This window comes from Companilactobacillus pabuli (genome assembly GCF_014058425.1).
GTDB lineage: Bacteria > Bacillota > Bacilli > Lactobacillales > Lactobacillaceae > Companilactobacillus > Companilactobacillus pabuli.
This window is the reverse complement of the sequence record NZ_CP049366.1, coordinates 940,411-957,917: the sequence shown is the minus strand read 5'-3', so window position 1 is coordinate 957,917 and position 17,507 is coordinate 940,411. Positions and strand designations below refer to the sequence as shown.

Sequence of the window (17,507 nt, the reverse complement as noted above, 5' to 3'; positions counted from 1 at the left end):
ATAACAAAAAATTAGACTCATCATTTTTTTAATCAAATAAGTACTATATGATAATCATATTTTTTTCAATGTCAACGTTGAAATTCTTTTAAAAGAGTGAAATAATTTTCTTTGTAGTAAGCGATTACAAATTTAATATTGAGAGAAGGATTTTGTTATGAAAATTAAAGCTGCTGTAGTTGATAAAGTAAATGATCCATTCGTTATTAAAGATGACGTTGAATTAGCTGACATGACCGATGATGGTCTACAAGTTAAGGTAGTTGCTTCAGGTATCTGCCACTCTGATGAAGCTCTACGTAAAGGTGACGCTGCATTTAGTTTTCCAGTTATTCTTGGACATGAGGGATCCGGAATTGTCGAAAAAGTTGGTAAAAATGTTACAAACTTTAAACCTGGTGATCATATCATTATGTCATTCTACTCATGTGGCGAATGTGATAACTGTCTAAAGGGTAAGCCTACACAATGTCGTAAGTATGCTGCATCTAACCTTTCAGGTACACGTCCCGATGGTTCAGATCACTTTACAGAAGATGGCCACCACGTAAGTGACATGTTCAATCAATCATCATTTACAACACACACTGTAATTGACAAGCGTAATGCTGTTAAAGTTCCTAAGGATCTAGACTTAAGAAAACTTGGACTTTTGGGCTGTGGCTACGTAACTGGTAGTGGTACTGTCTTCAATACCCTTCAACCAAAACCTGGTGACACAATTGCTGTCTTCGGTACTGGTGCCGTTGGTCTTGCTGCTATGATGGCTGGTAAGATCTCTGGATGTGTCAATGTTATCGCCGTTGATATTGTCGATTCACGTTTGGAATTAGCCAAGAAAATGGGTGCTACTGATATCGTTAATAGTAAGAATGAAGATGCCGTTGAAGCAATCAAGAAGATCACAGGTGGTTTAGGTGTTGACTGGGCCGTTGATACTACTGGTGTTGCTAAAGTTATGACAGATTCAATCGCTGCTTTGACACAAGGTGGTACTACTGCCACAATCGCTGTTACACCACATAACATCGACATCAGTACTTGGAACGACCTTTGTGTTGATGATAAAAAGATTGTCGGTGTAAACATGGGTGACTCAATTCCTCAAGTTGATATCCCTCGCTTGATCAAATTCTATCAAATGGGTGCCTTCCCATTCGATCTAACAGAAAAATTCTATGACTTTGACCAAATCAATGAAGCTGACGCTGATTCAGTCAGTGGTAAGACTATCAAACCTATTTTGATTATTGATAAAGATTACCAACCTGGTGACTAATTAATCTAATCTAAGCAGACCGTCTTTTGATGGTTTGCTTTTTGTTTTTATATTTATGTTTTCGTAAAACATTTTATATTACTTATTATAACGTTACATAAGATTAATTTAAATAAGTTGCGTACAATGGATATTATGTCAAAAAAATAAGCTGATAATTATTTTAAAATTTATCAGCTTATTTTTATTTATTTAATTTCGTCACTTTGGGCGTTCTCTTGTAATCTCTTCAACAAGACATCAGCAATTCCTCTAACCTGCTTGTCACCATCACGTTGCGACAAACGATAACCGACAAAATAAGGAGAAACAACGTATCTTGCTTCAATCTTACAAATTATTTTCTTACCAAATTTATAGAAGAAAATATTATATGAATCGAATTTACCACCGTAGAGATCATCTAAGACATACTTAACTGTCACTCTAGTAAATTCGGCCAAATCATCGATGTACTTAGGATTATTAATAACAACGTTAAATTCAACAAAACCCATGATTGGTTTTTGTGAAACATTAACATTAATGTGTTTGGAGTTGAAGACGTCCATTCCAGTAAAGTTCTCTTCTTCTACGTGTTTGTAGCCATCAACCTTATCTAAGCCAATGATTTGGAAATGCGGATGACGCAAAGAACCACCGGACATAGGTCCAAAATTCTTGTACATCAAGACACTTTCATATTTCTTACTTTGAATCATTTCATTCCAGCAATGATAAATGAATTCAAACACTTCTTGGTTCTTCTCGACTGAATAGTTAGAAATATCACCATAATGATCGCTAGATTCAATTACTAGAGTTTGATTTGTATCTTTTAAGGTCTTGAATTTATTTTCCAACCAAATCATATCGCCCTTTTGTTCAATGATATTAGTTAAGTTCTTAGTATCACAGAAAGGACAATAATCTTTCTTCTTTTTCTTCTCAACATCTCTAGGTTTTCCTTTAGCTTGCTCAATTTCAAAAACAAGTACATCTTTATTTGACAATCTTTCACCTCAAAATTCTTTAATACTATGATATTAACGCAAACACAAAAAAACTGAAAGAAACTCGTCAGTTTCTTTCAGTCAATTTATATTTTACAGTTAATTATAATTTTATTTAAAAATTATAGTGAACGTGAAGCACCCTTGTATACAACACCACGTCTTGAATCAACAGTAACAGTGTCACCATCTTTAACAAGTGATGTAGCATTCTTAGCACCAACAACTACAGGTAGACCCATAGCAATACCAACAACAGCAGCATGTGAAGTCAAACCACCGTTTTCAACAACAACGGCACTAGCCTTTTCAAGAGCTGGTAGGTAATCTTTATCAGTCATTTCTGTAACTAATACGTCACCTTCGTTGATCTTCTTGTTTGCTTCTTCAGCATTGTGAGCAACTACAACGTTACCAACAACTGATTCTTCACCAACACCTTGGCCTTTAACCAATGTTGAACCGATCAATTGAACCTTCATAACGTTTGTTGTACCACTTTCACCAACAGGAACACCGGCAACGATAAGGATCAAGTCACCTTCCTTGGCAAAGCCACGTTCTTGAGCCTTCTTAGCAGCTAAGTCAAACATTTCATCAGTGTTTTCTGGCTTGTCAGCAATAATAGGATCAACACCCCAGTTAACTGTCAAACCACGTTGTGTCTTTTCATCAAATGTAACAGCAAGAATGTCAGCACTTGGACGGTATTTAGAAATCATACGTGCAGTGTAACCACTCTTTGTAGCTGTAACGATTGTATTGATGTTTAGTTCTTCAGCAGTTCTAACAACTGATTCACCGATTGATTCTGTGACGTTTGAACCTTTGTAGTCTTCGAATCTTTGGATAGCAAGTGCGTTAGTCTTGTCTAATTGTTGTTCTGTACGTTCGTCGATACGAGCCATAGCAGCAACAGCTTCTACAGGGTAGTCACCGTTAGCACTTTCACCTGAAAGCATTGTAGCATCTGTACCATCAAGAACAGAGTTAGCAACATCAGTAACTTCGGCACGTGTAGGACGTGGGTTTTCTTGCATTGAGTCAAGCATTTGTGTAGCAGTGATAACTGGTTTACCTAAAGCGTTACACTTCTTGATCAATGATTTTTGTACGAATGGTACGTTTTCAAATGGAATTTCAACACCCATGTCACCACGAGCAATCATCAAACCATCTGAAACTTTAAGAATAGAATCGATATTGTCGATACCTTCTTGTGATTCAATCTTAGGGAAGATTTGTACGTATTCACAGTGTTTTTCTTCAAGGATTTCACGAATATCTAGGACATCTTGAGCTTTACGAACGAATGAAGCTGAGATGAAGTTGATACCTTGATCTAGACCGAAACGAATATCGTCTGAATCTTTTTCAGTGATACCAGGTAGACGAACTTCAACACCAGGAGCATTGATACTCTTTCTTGAGCCGATCATACCTTCGTTTTGTACAACTGTAACCAATTCACGGTTCTTGTCATCTTTTTCAGTAATCTTCAAATCAACAAGACCATCATCGATCAATACGTGACCACCAACATGTGTATCATCGTATAGTCCAGGATATGTTGAAGCAATCTTTTCTGGTGTACCTGTTAATGAGTCATCCATTGAGATACGGATTGTTTGACCAATCTTAGCTTCGAACTTGCCGCCTTCTTGGACAGTAGTACGGATTTCAGCACCCTTAGTATCAAGAACGATACCTACAGTCTTACCAGTAATTTTTTCAGCTTCGTGTACCATTTCCATACGAGCTTTGTGTTCAGCATGGTCACCGTGTGAGAAGTTGAAACGGAAAATGTTAGCTCCGGCTTCAATCAATTTAACGATTGTGTCGACATCGTTACTAGCAGGTCCAAGTGTACTTACAATTTTAGTTCTTTTCATCGAGAATCCCCTTTTCTTGTTGTATTCATCGTTTATTGTAACAAATTACTTCACTTAATGCTTAACTTATCTGCTAATAGATTCGTTTAAGTCATAGAGTGATAAATCAGGTTTGTGCTTGCTATCGAACAAGTCAAGAATATCATGAGAAGTAATCTTGTTGTCTTCGATACCAACGGCAAGACCACCCTTACCGTCAAGAAGCAAATCAACTGCGTGAGCACCCATCTTACTTGCTAAGACACGATCTCTTGCAGTTGGTGAACCACCACGTTGAACATGTCCTAGGACAGTTGCACGTGAATCAAAGTCACCATACTTGTCTAATTCTTTCTTGAATTCGTCAGCGTGCATAACACCTTCGGCCAAGACAATAATCATATTCTTATTGCCGTTTTGACGACCTTTTTTAACTTCTTCTGCAATTTCTGCAATATCGAAGTCACGTTCTGGAACGATGATCTTTTGAGCACCGCCGGCAACACCAGCCCAAAGGGCAACGTCACCTGCGCCTCTTCCCATTACTTCAACAATAAATGTTCTTTCATGAGAGCTGGCAGTATCATGTAACTTATCAATAGCGTCAACAGCAGTAGAAACAGCTGTATCGAAGCCAATTGTAAAGTCAGTGAATGGAATATCGTTATCAATTGTTCCTGGTAGGCCGATTGTGTTGTAACCATGTTCAGTTAAACGCAATGCACCATGGTAAGAACCATCGCCACCGATAACAACTAATGCGTCAATTCCGAATTTCTTCAATTGATCAATACCCTTGAGTTGACCTTCTACGTTAGCAAATTCAGGATATCTTGCAGAATACAAGAATGTACCACCACGTTGAATACGGTCAGAAACGTCAGCACTTGTCAATGGGAAGATATCTCCCGCAACAAGACCAGCGTATCCATAATTGATACCAAACACTTCAAGCCCTTTGTCAATGGCTCTACGTGTGACTGCTCTGATAGCAGCGTTCATACCAGGGGCGTCGCCACCACTGGTTAAAATACCAATACGCTTCATTTGTTCACACTCCAAAATTATTTGTTTCTAAAACAAAACCTAATCAAATATAACATTTTTACTGATTAAGTTGTAGAGCTGAAAACGTTTTAAGATAAATTAATTGCTTTTTTTCACTAAAACACTCCGTTTACCTAAGAACATTTCCAACTTATTCCGCACGTTACTATTAAAGTCTATCCAACGATTAGATTTCAAGAGTAATGCTTGTCGATTTTTTTCGCGATAAATAATCACTGGCATTTTTCCTTTAGATTCAGCAATTATTTCATACAATTTTTCCAAATTCTGTGGCGTATCTAATTGCTTAGTTACACGCAAATACAATTTTTCAGCCGGTAATTGAATTGTGAACTGTTTGGGATCATTCAACCTATCAGCTATCAATTCCAAATCACCACGTTGACCGACATTTCCACGACCAACAAAGACAAAGATCTTACCGTCTAAATCCATATCTTCAATTTGTTGGAATAATTTAGGAAAAACTGTCACGGAAATTGAACCCGTCTCATCTTCAATTGTCATAAAACACATTCGTTGACCTTTTTTCGTCCGAATCACTCGTAAATTCTTGACTAAACCTAAAACGTTAACTGTATTTTGTGTTTGATGTAATTCAGCAATTTTTACCAAAGGTAAATTAAGAATACGTTCTCGGTATTTCTCGACTGGATGGCCTGACACGTACACGCCTAAGTATTCTTTCTCTTGATTCAAACGTTCCGTCAGTGAAAAATCATCGATCTGGTGTTTTTTAGGATCAAGTACATCAAATAATGATAAATTGCTACCAGCCAATTGAATACTTTCAACTAAATCTCGAAAATCATATAATAATTCTTTACGATTACGATTAAATTCATCAAAAGCACCTGATAAAATCATTGGTTCCAGATAGTCATTTTTAACAAAACGTCGATCTAAGCGTTGTAAGAAATTCAAAGGACTAGTAAATTTGCCATCTTTATTACGTTCCTTAATGATTTCTGTTGCCAAGTCACGTCTCATCCCTTTGATACTCAATAAACCGAAACGAATTCCTGCTTCAGAATCCACAAATTCAAATTGACTTTGATTGATGTCAACGTTGAGGATCTTGACGTGTGAGTCCTTAGCATCTTGAATATAAGTCGAGACTTTTGTTTCATTATTCAAATTGGAATTCAATAAACAAGCAAAAAAGACATCCGGAAAATGAACTTTAATATAAGCCAACCAAAAAGCAATCATCGAATAAGCTACGGCGTGAGACTTGTTGAAACCATAATTACCAAACTTTTCAATATATTGATAAACTTTTTGGGCTGATTCTTTTGCATGACCCTGAGAAACTGCTCCATCAATAAACTTTTGACGATTTTCTTCAATCAATTGCTCATTTTTCTTACTAATAGCCCGACGTAAAATATCAGCATCAGCTAAAGAAAAATTAGCCATTTCTGAAGAAGCTTGCATAACTTGCTCTTGATAAACCAAAATTCCATAGGTTGGTTTCAAAATCTTTTCAAGTGAAGCATCAGGGTACGTAACCGGCTCTTGCCCGTGTTTTCTAGCTATAAAAGTTGAAATATTTTGCATAGGACCTGGACGATACAAGGCATTCGTAGCCACAATATCATCAAAACTAGTTGGAACTAGTCTACGTAAAACACTTCTGATACCGTCAGATTCAAATTGGAACACACCGTCAGTTGCTCCACGTTGAAAAATTTGTAATGTCTTTTGATCGTTCAAGGGTATCTTTTCAGGGATAAATTTTTTTTTATACCGTTTTGAAATTGCCTGTACGGATTTATCCAAAATAGTTAAATTTTTCAAGCCTAAGAAATCCATCTTCAACAGACCAACGCTTTCAACATTATATTTCGTCTGTTGTGTCAGGTTTATTCCGTCATCTTCTAACTGCACTGCTACAATATCAGTCATCGGTTTCTTACTCAAAACGATTCCGGCAGCGTGCGTCGAATAATGTCTTGGTATCCCTTCAATTCGTTGGGCAACTTTGAATATCAATTGATTTTCTTTAGAATTATCAACCAAATTACGAAGAGTACTCGATTCTTCAAAGGATTCCTTCAAAGAAATATTCAACTTATGCGGAATCGCATTCGACCACTGCGACATTTGAAATTGCGTCTGACTAAAAGTCCGTGAAATATCTCTTAAAGCCATTTTCGCCGCTAGAGTTCCAAAAGTTATGATTTGGGCCATATGATCAGATCCATATTTATCATGCATGTACATGACCATCTCATCCCGTCGATCATCGGGCAAATCCAAATCAATATCAGGCATGTTAACACGTTGAGGATTTAAGAAACGTTCAAACAATAAATCATACTTAATAGGATCTACTTGAGTAATTCCTAAACAATATGAAACTAAAGAACCAGCCGCTGATCCACGTCCAGGACCAGTCTTAATCCCCACAGCATGAGCATGCTTAATAACGTCCCAAACTATCAAGAAATAATCCGAGAAACCCATCTTGTCAATTACACCCAATTCATACTCCAAACGTTGACGATAATTTGCTGGTACCGTTCCTAAACGCTTGATTAACCCCTTATTAGTCAAATCATGCAAAAATTGAATTGAAGTAATTCCTTGAGGAGTTTGAAATTCAGGCAGTTCCGTCTCTTTAAATTCAATTTCAACATTACATTTTTCAGCAATCGAATTAGCATTGTCGATAGCTTCTTGCATGTCAACATTACTAAAGTCGCTTGCAAAAACTTGATAGTCACGTAAATAATGGTCACCATTAACGACCACTTGATCCAGATTTTCAAAACGTTGACCAGTACGTAAATTATTGACTACCTGATAAGCTAAATGATCATCTTGATTGACGTAGCGAACATCTCCCAAAGCTACTAAAGGTACTTGATAGTCATGAGAAATTTTTCGAATCGTTTTAACATTGTCTATTTGTCCAGAATACAAACTGACTCCCAAATACAAATCGTCTGGCTGAACTAGGGCCTTCAATTGTGTAAAATAAGCCGACAAATCAGTTTTAAGAATCTCTGCATCACTTGCCGGTGTGATTACAAAGAGATTGTCCAAAACGTCTCTTAAGTCTTTTATTTGAACCGCATCTTTAGTAGACATTATTCGTGATGAAATTTTTATTAAATTTTTATAACCCTTATCATTTCTCGCTAAAAGCAATAATGGATAAGTATTATCAGTTTCAATAATCCCGGCTATTTCAATTGTTAAACCTATAATTGGTTTAATACCGATTTTTTTGGCATATTTATAAAAATCGATTGAACCGTATAAATTGTTCAAATCTGTCAAAGCAATCGCCGTATACCCACGTGCTTTACTTTGATCAATCAACTCTGTCAATTTTGCGGGACTATGCAACAAACTAAAACTACTCATCATTTGCAGTTGTGCTTGCAATTTGTCGCCCCCTTTGTTTAAAATTATATCAAAAGCAAGTGAAAGTTTATTGGGAAAAATCCTCAAATGTGCTAAACTACTTGAGAAAGTGAGATGGAAGAAATGAGATACGTTGCTGTAATTTTCTGGTCTATCATGCTGGGACAAGTTGCCGGTTTTATCGGTGGTGCTTTGAACCAACAGACATATAACACAAACTATTCTATTATTGTTAGTATAGTCTTTGCTATCATATTCAGTGTAATTCCATTGATTCTTGATAGCTCTGTTAAAGAGTCTAATAATGAAAAGAACGCTTAATCTACTCAGATTAGGCGTTTTTTTTATGCTCAAAAATAGCATCTATTCAGACACAGTCGATTAATGTACGCAACCATTATCTGAATAAATGCTTTATTTGTTTAATTCTATTAAAATATAAATCTACACTCTAGCCCGGAATAGCAAAGAAAATTGGCTCAAATGTGAAATTATTCTTAGCAACTTGTTGCTTAGAATAAGGCCGAGCTTGAAGACTTTGCCCGAACCTGATCTTAGCAAAGGCTCCAAGTCGTGCCCACATTGTTCCAGCCAAATTTTCTTTGCTATGGAGGACGGAATCCTAAACTAACTTAACTTAATTTAAAAAAGAGCCAGAAAATCCTAACGAAACTCCTTTTTAATACTTAGTAATATAAAGATAAAATCCTTTGGTAGCTAAATTAATATTAAAATTGATGCCATTGGACTTTATTGAGTCCATCGAAGTTTTAGTTGAATTTTTATCAGCATTCTTAGTTTGCTTAGCAAAATCCTTCAAAACCTTTTGGCCATCAGCTCCCAACAACTTAGAGACAATCATCAAATCAGTCGCAAAATTCTTTTGGCCAGTCTTAGACTTCAAGTCTTTATAAGAGAATTGCGTTGCAACTCCCATTAGTTGATTATTTTGAACATTTAGATACCACTTAGTTCCATCATTCTTTTTATGCGTCGAAATACCATTTTTAGAAATCAATTGTAATTGATCGTCAGCTTGTCCAGTTGATAACATCGTATAATTATAAGCTTGCGCAAATTCCAAGTAATTCTTTAATGGCGTTGCTTTTTTGACTTTGACCAAACTAGTTTCAGTTTTATCGCCATTGACTGCCTTGATACGAACTCTTTGGTTCTTATCAGAAACAGGAACTGAGATAGCAAAGTGTCCCCCATCGACAGCAACTTTTTTTGTTTCACCCGCTACTGTATAAGTAAGTCTTTGATAATTAGTGGCCTTACCCTTAATAATGGCTACTAATCCATCTGCACTATATTCTTTTTTAGTAGTCGAGAGGCTTAATTTGGAACAACCAGTCAATAGTAAAAAGAATAGCGGAATAACCATTAGTAAGACGTATTTCAGTTTTTTCATAGTCATACCTCATCATTTAAATCTATATAAAAAAAAGCCAAGTTCAACTTGACTTTTTCATTAAGCTTCTTTGCTATCGTTGTTGATAACTTTTTCACCTTTGTACATACCTGATGGTGATACGTGGTGACTTAAACGATATTCACCAGTAGCAACGTCGAATTGCATGTTTGGTGTATCTAATTTAAGATGTGCGCGTCTTTGACGCTTTCTTTGTTTTGATGATTTTCTCTTTGGAACTGCCATATTTAAAAAACTCCTTTATTTATATTAACTCAATCAAATCTAACGTTTAATATGATACTATCATAAAATCGTTTGAGCAAGCAAAAATACTATTTTGTTTGCTTTTTTGCATTATTTTCCTTTAATGCGTCGGCAATTTGATTGTCGTGTGATACTTGAACTTTAGAAATTTGTTTCTTTGCGTGACGATTTAGATCATCATCTTTCTTCTTACCTGAAGTAGCCAAAAGCATCGTAATTACAGCTCCTAAAAGTAAAGAAACGATAATCAAAATAATCAATGGTAATTTAACACGTGTGAATCCAAAACTAACAGTAACCGGATTGACATTTAAAACTGCAAAGATCACGACGATCAATGCAATAACCAAACCTATAACAAATCGAGATTGTTTACCGTTCATATGAATCCTCCCCTATTTACGGTTACCAAGCGTAGCAGCAAAATAATCACCTAAACTTGGTGCCAATTTATAAAGTACTGCTGCTAATTCCATGTAACGTGGACGATTGATCTCACGTTTATTTCTACCAAAAGTCTTCACGATTTCCCAAGCTAGTTGATCAGGATCAAGGACGAAATACTTCACTGAATCTAGATAATTGCCTGAATGATCGGCGACATTAAAGAAATTAGTCTTAACTGGCCCGGGGTTTATAGTTGTAACATAAATTCCAAATGGTTTCAACTCTAGTCTCAAACCATCAGAGAAGGCAATTACAGCAGCTTTGGTAGCAGCATAGGCTGCAGACTTAGGAGTTGTGATTTTGCCCGCCATCGAGCCGACATTGAAGATATGACCAATTCCTTGATCAATCATATGTGAGGCCACTAAACGAGTCATCAACATTAAACCTAAGACGTTTACACGAAACATCTTTTCAATCTTACCGAAATCAGTTTCCATGTAATTCGAGAAATCCCCAAAACCTGCAGCATTGACTAAAACATCCACACTATCAGTTAGTTCAAAGATTTTTTCAACTCCAGAACTAATTTGGTCAGGATCACTCATATCGATGCTTAAGTATTCATGCTGAGCATTTTCGGCTCCAACACGGATACATTCATTTTTTACTTGTAAAAGTTTTTCTTCATTACGAGCAATCAAAATCACATTGCCACCACATTTAGCAGCATTAACCGCTACATCTTTACCAATTCCAGAAGATGCACCAGTTACGACAATCGTCTGATTCAATAAATTAACCATACTCATCCTCTTTTCTAATTAATTAAATGGTACTTCGTAAATATCAAAATCTTTAGCCACTTTCGTAGGCTTAAAAATCTTTTGAGCTTCTTTTTGTAAAATCAAAGCCCCTCTACCAGTATATCTAGCAGAGATGTGAGTCAAAATCAACCCTTTAGCATGGCTTCTTTTGGCAACTTGCGCCGCTTGAGTAGCTGTTGAATGGAAGTAGTTATAAGCTAACTTCTTCTCATCATTAGAGAAAGTTGATTCATGTACGATCACATCAGCATCTTGCGATAATTTATCAATTTCTGGCGTATAACGCGTATCAGAAATAATTGTCACAATTTTACTTGGTTTATCAGGTCCAATGAAATCTTGACCATTTAAAATTGTACCATCAGCTAATGTTACCTCTTTACCAGCTTTCAATTGACCAAAAATTGGTCCATTGGGAATGTGATAAGGAGCTAATTTATCAACTAACAATTCACCAACACGTGGTTTTTCAACTACGCGATAGCCAAAACAAGTTACTCGATGCTTTAATTTTCCGGCATAAACAGTGAAAGTTTTATCATTAAAAATTTCACCGCCATCTTTTAACTCGATATATTTAATTTGATAGCCTAATTTACTACCAGTGATCTTTAAAGATGTTTCGACATATTCTTTAATTCCCACTGGTCCATAAATTTCCAATGGTGTATTGCCACCTTGATTGGCACGACTAGACAATAACCCAGGAAGACCGAAGATATGATCACCATGCAAATGAGTGATAAAAATCTTAGTAATCTTTCTTGGCTTAATTGTTGTTTTCAATATTTGATGCTGTGTAGCCTCGCCAACGTCAAAAAGCCAAACTTCATTTCGTTCGTCCAACATTTTTAATGCTGTACTAGAAACATTACGGCCCTTTGATGGAACTCCGGCACCAGTTCCTAAAAATTCTAATTCCATAAAAAAATCCTATCTATTTTTTATCTAATGATTTCAAAATCTCTTTTGCGACAAAAGCAGAATAATACATTGAACCTTCAGGATTTGGATGAACATTGTCATCGTAGAACCAATCCGTATGACCATCTGAATAACCGTTCCAGTCAATGACTGTCAAATTCTTGTATTTCTTCGTTGCTTCGTCTAAGACACCATTAACCGTCTTTTCCCAAGGTCTAGTTGGAACGTGAACATTGATCCAGAAGACATGACGCTTAGGACCAACTAAGTCCATGATTTGTCCGACTTGTTGGATATTGAATGGTCCATTAGTTCCTAAACCAATCATGACGTTAGATGCCAAAACTCCTTGATCCTTGTATTTTTGTAAAATATCAATACTTGGATCCAATTGACGACTGACAGCAGCATCAACAATAACTTTCTTATCATCAAATAACTTCAAGAAATTATCAGAGCCATCTGCCATAACGGAATCACCAACCGCTGTCATTGGCACATCCTTTAATCTTTGCAAATCAATTTGTGTCAAACCATACTTTTCAAATTCAGTATTGATTGGGTTAGATTTGGCCGCTTTCTTATAACGAGCATAATCAGCATCGGACATCTTACCAGTAGCATCTTGCTTATTCTTTGCCTTCTTCAAGTTTTCGATAGCCTTTTGCTTCTTAGCTTTATTAGCCTTTTCATTTTTGTTAATCTTCGTAGCTAATTCACTGTGATTAACATTAGGATTAGGTGCACTGACAGCCTTAACCACACTGTAGCAACCAGTCATACTGATAACAGCGATAACCAACGCTAACACTCTTTGAACACTAGTTGAAGAACGGAAGAAGTTCTTAACATCTTGCCATTTAGCATGTGCCAAAGGTTGTTCAACAAATCTAAATGAAAATTCAGTTACTAAAACAATTAAAATAACTTCAATAACTGGATAAAGAATTGGATGATCAGCAATGTTCTTGAATTTTGATTCAAAGAAAATCATTACTGGGAATTGATACAAGTAAAGACCATAACTTCTAGTTCCTACGTAATGGAAGACGCGATTCGATAAAACGCCATTCCAGAAAGAATCCGGATGCGCAACGACCGCAATAAAGATACATGTCGTGATTGAGAAGATAAACATCCCACCACGATAAAGGAATGGATCATTATCTTTAATCGTGAAAATCATCAAAAGCATCAATGCAAATGACAATAGTCCTACCAAATTCAATTTCAGTTTGTCATTTTTCTTCAGACCACTCTTTAATTTCTCAGCTGGCCAGATTAAAGCAAGTCCACAACCAAGAAGGATGGAGAATAATCTAGTATCAGTTCCATAATAAATTCTACTTGGGTCAACACCCGGCTTAAATAAGATAGCCATCCAAATTGCCGAAGCAATCGAAAGAACCATTGAAAAGCCAAAGATACGGCTCTTTTTAACGCCATACTTGGTGAATAAAATAAGTAGAATTGGCCAAACAATATAAAATTGACCTTCAATTGACAACGTCCACAAATGGGTAAATGGAGATTCATTATTAGCAAATCTTTCAAAATAAGATTGACCGTTAAAAATCTGCCACCAGTTGTAAACGTTCAAAACATTTGTTACAAAGATTTGATCTAAATGATAAAGCAAATCCTTTAAAAACAGCACGATATAAGCTCCAGAAGCTAGTAGTACAAATAGCATCCCAGGATATAATCTTTTAATTCTTTTAGTGTAAAAATTACTTAACGAGAATGAACCACCATAATCAACAGTATTAAAATAATGATCTGTGATTAAGTAACCCGATATAAGGAAGAAAATTGGTACTCCCAAATACCCGCCGGAAAAAATATTGGGATTCAAGTGATACATGATAACACCAATAACCCCTAAAGTACGTAGTCCATCAAATCCAGTAATAAATCTTCTTTTCGGTGATTTATTCATTTTTTTATTGCCCCTAAATAAATTCAAAAGTGAAATCGAGAATTGTTACTGAATCTCCAGATTCAGCACCTGCATCAATTAATGCATCTTCAATACCCATAGACTTAAGTTGTCTAGCAAAACGCATAATTCCATCTTGGTGATCCAAATTAGTTCTTTGAAGAAGTAATTCAACCTTAGCACCTTTAACAACGAAACTGTGCTCACCATCTTTTTCAATCGTGAATGCTTTTTTCTCTGGTTCATAGTTGTATTCTTTAGTCTCATCAGTTTGAACATCAAAGTGAATTGGCTCTGCCTTAGACAAGACTTCACTAGTATGATTCATCAAAGCTTTCACACCAGTATGTTGAATACTTGAAATTGGGAAAATATCAGCATCTTCTGGTAATTTCTCTTTGAACTCAGCTAACCGTTCTTCTGAGCCTGGAATATCCAGCTTAGTTGGCACGATAACTTCTGGACGCTTCAAAACGTTCTCATCATAGTTACCTAATTCTTTTCTGATTGCCAAATAATCTTCGTAAGGATCACGACCATTGTTTGGATCCATGTCGACTAAGTGCAAAATAACTCTTGTACGTTCAACGTGACGCAAGAATTGGATTCCCAATCCTACACCATTTGAAGCTCCTTCAATCAAACCTGGCAAATCGGCAATAACAAAGTCACGACCTGATTCTAAACGCACCATACCAAGGTTTGGTGACAAAGTCGTAAAATGATAAGCCGCAATCTTAGGTTTGGCAGAAGTTGAGACTGATAGAAGTGTTGACTTACCAACTGATGGGAAACCAACCAAACCAACATCAGCAATTAATTTCAATTCCAATTTAATAATCTTTTCTTGACCAGGTTCACCATTTTCAGCTACTTCTGGAGCTTGATTCTTGGAATTGGCAAAGTGAATATTTCCACGACCACCGTCGCCACCCTTTGCTACTACTAATTCTTGGTTATTTTCTATTAAGTCACCGATCAAACGACCAGATTCTACATCATATACTGAAGTACCAGTTGGTACATTAATATAAACTGGATCAGCCTTATGACCGTACATTCCTTTAATTTGACCATTTTGACCAGGTTGAGCTTTAAAAATTCTCTTGTATCTAAAGTCCATTAAAGTATTCATACCTTCATTGGCCTTTAAGATGATATCGCCACCGCGACCACCATCACCGCCGGAAGGTCCACCGAGTGGAACATATTTCTCATGACGAAAAGCTACCGCCCCGTCGCCACCCTTTCCGGATCTAACGGTGATTTTAACGTTATCTACAAACATTAAAATCCCCCTTTCTAAACTATAATTATCATTTCTAAATTTTAGCACAAAAACAGACTTCATAATACTTTGAACTGCGATTGATTGTCCAGTACTTTTTCAAAGTTCTTAATTTTTTTGAACGTTTTTGGAAGTTTTTGCGTTTTTATGATTGATTTTGAACGGTAATGGTTGTATTATATCATTTGCGAGGTGATGAAAGTGCTTACTGAAGAAAGACAACAAATAATTCTTGAACAATTAAAAATTCATAATATTGTCAAACTCCACGATTTAATTCCATTAACTGGTGCTTCGGAGTCTACCTTGCGTCGTGATTTGCAAGATTTGGAGAATTGTCACAAATTATTGCGAATTCACGGTGGTGCTCAAAACGTGATTTCATTGCATGAAGAACCTGCTCTTTCACAAAAAGCTGCAGTTCATATTAATGAGAAGAAAATGATTGGCCAAACAGCTGCTAGTCTAGTTCAAAATAATGAAGTAATTTTTCTTGATTCAGGGACTACGATTCAATTCATGATTCCCTATTTAATTGAACATACCGATTTACTAGTCATTACTAACAGTGTCGACAACGCTTCGATGTTGGCCGATTACAAAGTAAACACGTTCATCCCAGGGGGGAAATTAAAGTCATCTACAAAAGCTTTAGTAGGATCGACTATTATCCAAACTTTGGAGAATTATCATTTTGATCACGCCTTTATTGGTACGAATGGTTTTTCAACAGATGCTGGATATACAACGCCGGATCCTGAGGAAGCAGCTATCAAGCGCTTAGCAATAGCGCATTCCAATCAAGCTTTTGTCTTATCTGATAGTTCTAAGTTTTCGCAAGTCAGTTTTAGTCGTTTTGCAACTTTAGATGAGGTTCCATTAATAACGAATAAGCTATCAGAAAAGGAATTCAGTCTTTTGAACAAATATACAAAAATTATGGAGGCAAAATAGTGATTTACACAATTACAGTCAATCCTTCAATTGACTACGTTTTACAATTGAAGAATTTAAACACTGGTGAAGTTAATCGAACATCTAATGATGTGAAACTTCCTGGTGGTAAAGGAATCAACGTTTCAAGAATTCTTAAAGAATTAAAACTTGATTCTACTGCACTTGGTTTTGTAGGTGGCGCAACCGGTTCAATGTTCGAAGAATTGTTAAGCCAACACAACCTAAAGACTTCTTTTACTAAAGTTAAAGAAGACACTCGTATCAACGTTAAGATCAATGCTGTTGATCAAAATGAGGAAACTGAAATCAATGGTGCTGGTCCACAAATAAGTGAATCTGAAAAGAAAACCTTCATGGATAATCTAAATACTATTGGTGATGGTGACATTGTTATCATGGCTGGTAGCCTTTGCAAAAATTTGAATTCAGATTTTTATTTAGATATTGCTAAAAAGATTCAAAAAAATGGTGCTGAATTCGTTATCGATACTACTGGACAAGCATTGTTAGATACTTTGCCCCTACATCCACTAGTAGTTAAGCCAAATCATCACGAATTAGCCGACTTGTTCAACGTTACTTTCAAAGATGAACAAGAAATTATTACTTACGCTAGAAAATTATTGGAACAAGGTGCAAAACATGCCTTAGTTTCCATGGCTGGTGATGGTGCTTTGTTGGTTACTAAAGACAAAGCTTACAAAGCTAACGCCCCTAAAGGCACAGTTATCAATTCAGTCGGTGCTGGTGATTCAATGATTGCTGGTTTCTCTGGTACTTTCATGGATACAAAAGATCCAATCGAAAGTTTCCATATTGGTGCTGCATGTGGTTCAGCCACTGCCTTTAGTCAAGATATCGCCACAAAAGAAAAAATTGACGAAGTTTATAAACAAATTACTATTACTGAACTTTAATC

At 36.2% G+C, this 17,507-nt stretch carries 15 protein-coding genes; 4 read left to right on the top strand and 11 right to left on the bottom strand.

Annotated features, from left to right (window positions below; all coding sequences use genetic code 11):
* Nucleotides 1-157: 157 nt before the first annotated feature.
* Nucleotides 158-1,279: an NAD(P)-dependent alcohol dehydrogenase gene (locus G6534_RS04605; protein ID WP_182083188.1), complete on the top strand. Its 1,122-nt coding sequence runs from the start codon at nucleotides 158-160 to the stop codon at nucleotides 1,277-1,279.
* Between the two features lie 188 nt (nucleotides 1,280-1,467).
* On the opposite strand, the gene G6534_RS04600 is transcribed toward G6534_RS04605, so the two are convergent.
* The 4 genes from G6534_RS04600 to dnaE all read right to left on the bottom strand — a co-directional run bounded on the left by G6534_RS04600 (nucleotide 1,468) and on the right by dnaE (nucleotide 8,606).
* Nucleotides 1,468-2,271, bottom strand: coding sequence for a DUF4931 domain-containing protein (locus G6534_RS04600; protein ID WP_059073438.1), 804 nt, complete (start codon nucleotides 2,269-2,271; stop codon nucleotides 1,468-1,470).
* Between the two features lie 122 nt (nucleotides 2,272-2,393).
* Nucleotides 2,394-4,163: a pyruvate kinase gene (pyk, locus tag G6534_RS04595; RefSeq protein ID WP_059073439.1), complete on the bottom strand. Its 1,770-nt coding sequence runs from the start codon at nucleotides 4,161-4,163 to the stop codon at nucleotides 2,394-2,396.
* A gap of 66 nt (nucleotides 4,164-4,229) precedes the next feature.
* Entirely contained in the window at nucleotides 4,230-5,189 is a 960-nt protein-coding gene (pfkA, locus tag G6534_RS04590) for a 6-phosphofructokinase (protein ID WP_182083187.1), read from the bottom strand.
* Nucleotides 5,190-5,288: 99 nt separating this feature from the next.
* Nucleotides 5,289-8,606, bottom strand: coding sequence for a DNA polymerase III subunit alpha (dnaE, locus tag G6534_RS04585; RefSeq protein ID WP_059073440.1), 3,318 nt, complete (start codon nucleotides 8,604-8,606; stop codon nucleotides 5,289-5,291).
* A gap of 93 nt (nucleotides 8,607-8,699) precedes the next feature.
* On the opposite strand from dnaE, the gene G6534_RS04580 reads away from it, so the two are divergent.
* On the top strand, nucleotides 8,700-8,906 hold the full coding sequence (locus G6534_RS04580; RefSeq protein ID WP_152999936.1) for a YjzD family protein: 207 nt from the start codon (nucleotides 8,700-8,702) through the stop codon (nucleotides 8,904-8,906).
* 358 nt (nucleotides 8,907-9,264) lie between these two features.
* Here the strand turns inward: G6534_RS04580 and G6534_RS04575 are convergent, their stop codons facing one another.
* The 7 genes from G6534_RS04575 to obgE all read right to left on the bottom strand — a co-directional run bounded on the left by G6534_RS04575 (nucleotide 9,265) and on the right by obgE (nucleotide 15,631).
* A complete protein-coding gene (locus G6534_RS04575) occupies nucleotides 9,265-9,999 on the bottom strand; it encodes a hypothetical protein (RefSeq protein ID WP_059073441.1) in 735 nt (244 codons plus the stop codon).
* A gap of 60 nt (nucleotides 10,000-10,059) precedes the next feature.
* Nucleotides 10,060-10,245, bottom strand: a complete 186-nt coding sequence (rpmF, locus tag G6534_RS04570; RefSeq protein ID WP_010019938.1) for a 50S ribosomal protein L32 — start codon at nucleotides 10,243-10,245, stop codon at nucleotides 10,060-10,062.
* Between the two features lie 89 nt (nucleotides 10,246-10,334).
* Nucleotides 10,335-10,649, bottom strand: a complete 315-nt coding sequence (locus G6534_RS04565; protein WP_059073442.1) for a lipopolysaccharide assembly protein LapA domain-containing protein — start codon at nucleotides 10,647-10,649, stop codon at nucleotides 10,335-10,337.
* Nucleotides 10,650-10,661: 12 nt separating this feature from the next.
* Nucleotides 10,662-11,459: an SDR family NAD(P)-dependent oxidoreductase gene (locus tag G6534_RS04560; RefSeq protein WP_059073443.1), complete on the bottom strand. Its 798-nt coding sequence runs from the start codon at nucleotides 11,457-11,459 to the stop codon at nucleotides 10,662-10,664.
* A gap of 18 nt (nucleotides 11,460-11,477) precedes the next feature.
* The gene (gene rnz / locus G6534_RS04555) at nucleotides 11,478-12,404 is read right to left on the bottom strand and encodes a ribonuclease Z (RefSeq protein ID WP_059073444.1); all 927 of its coding nucleotides are present in this window, start codon (nucleotides 12,402-12,404) and stop codon (nucleotides 11,478-11,480) included.
* Between the two features lie 13 nt (nucleotides 12,405-12,417).
* A complete protein-coding gene (locus tag G6534_RS04550; RefSeq protein WP_059073445.1) occupies nucleotides 12,418-14,343 on the bottom strand; it encodes an acyltransferase family protein in 1,926 nt (641 codons plus the stop codon).
* A gap of 13 nt (nucleotides 14,344-14,356) precedes the next feature.
* Nucleotides 14,357-15,631 carry a GTPase ObgE gene (gene obgE / locus G6534_RS04545; protein WP_476695921.1) on the bottom strand — a complete coding sequence of 425 codons (1,275 nt, stop codon included), beginning with the start codon at nucleotides 15,629-15,631 and terminating at the stop codon, nucleotides 14,357-14,359.
* A gap of 201 nt (nucleotides 15,632-15,832) precedes the next feature.
* Here obgE and G6534_RS04540 point away from each other — a divergent pair, with 201 nt between their 5' ends.
* Both G6534_RS04540 and pfkB read left to right on the top strand, forming a co-directional pair.
* On the top strand, nucleotides 15,833-16,585 hold the full coding sequence (locus tag G6534_RS04540; protein ID WP_059073446.1) for a DeoR/GlpR family DNA-binding transcription regulator: 753 nt from the start codon (nucleotides 15,833-15,835) through the stop codon (nucleotides 16,583-16,585).
* On the top strand, nucleotides 16,585-17,505 hold the full coding sequence (gene pfkB, locus G6534_RS04535) for a 1-phosphofructokinase (protein ID WP_059073447.1): 921 nt from the start codon (nucleotides 16,585-16,587) through the stop codon (nucleotides 17,503-17,505). The genes G6534_RS04540 and pfkB overlap by 1 nt, the downstream gene beginning before the upstream one ends.
* Nucleotides 17,506-17,507: the final 2 nt, after the last annotated feature.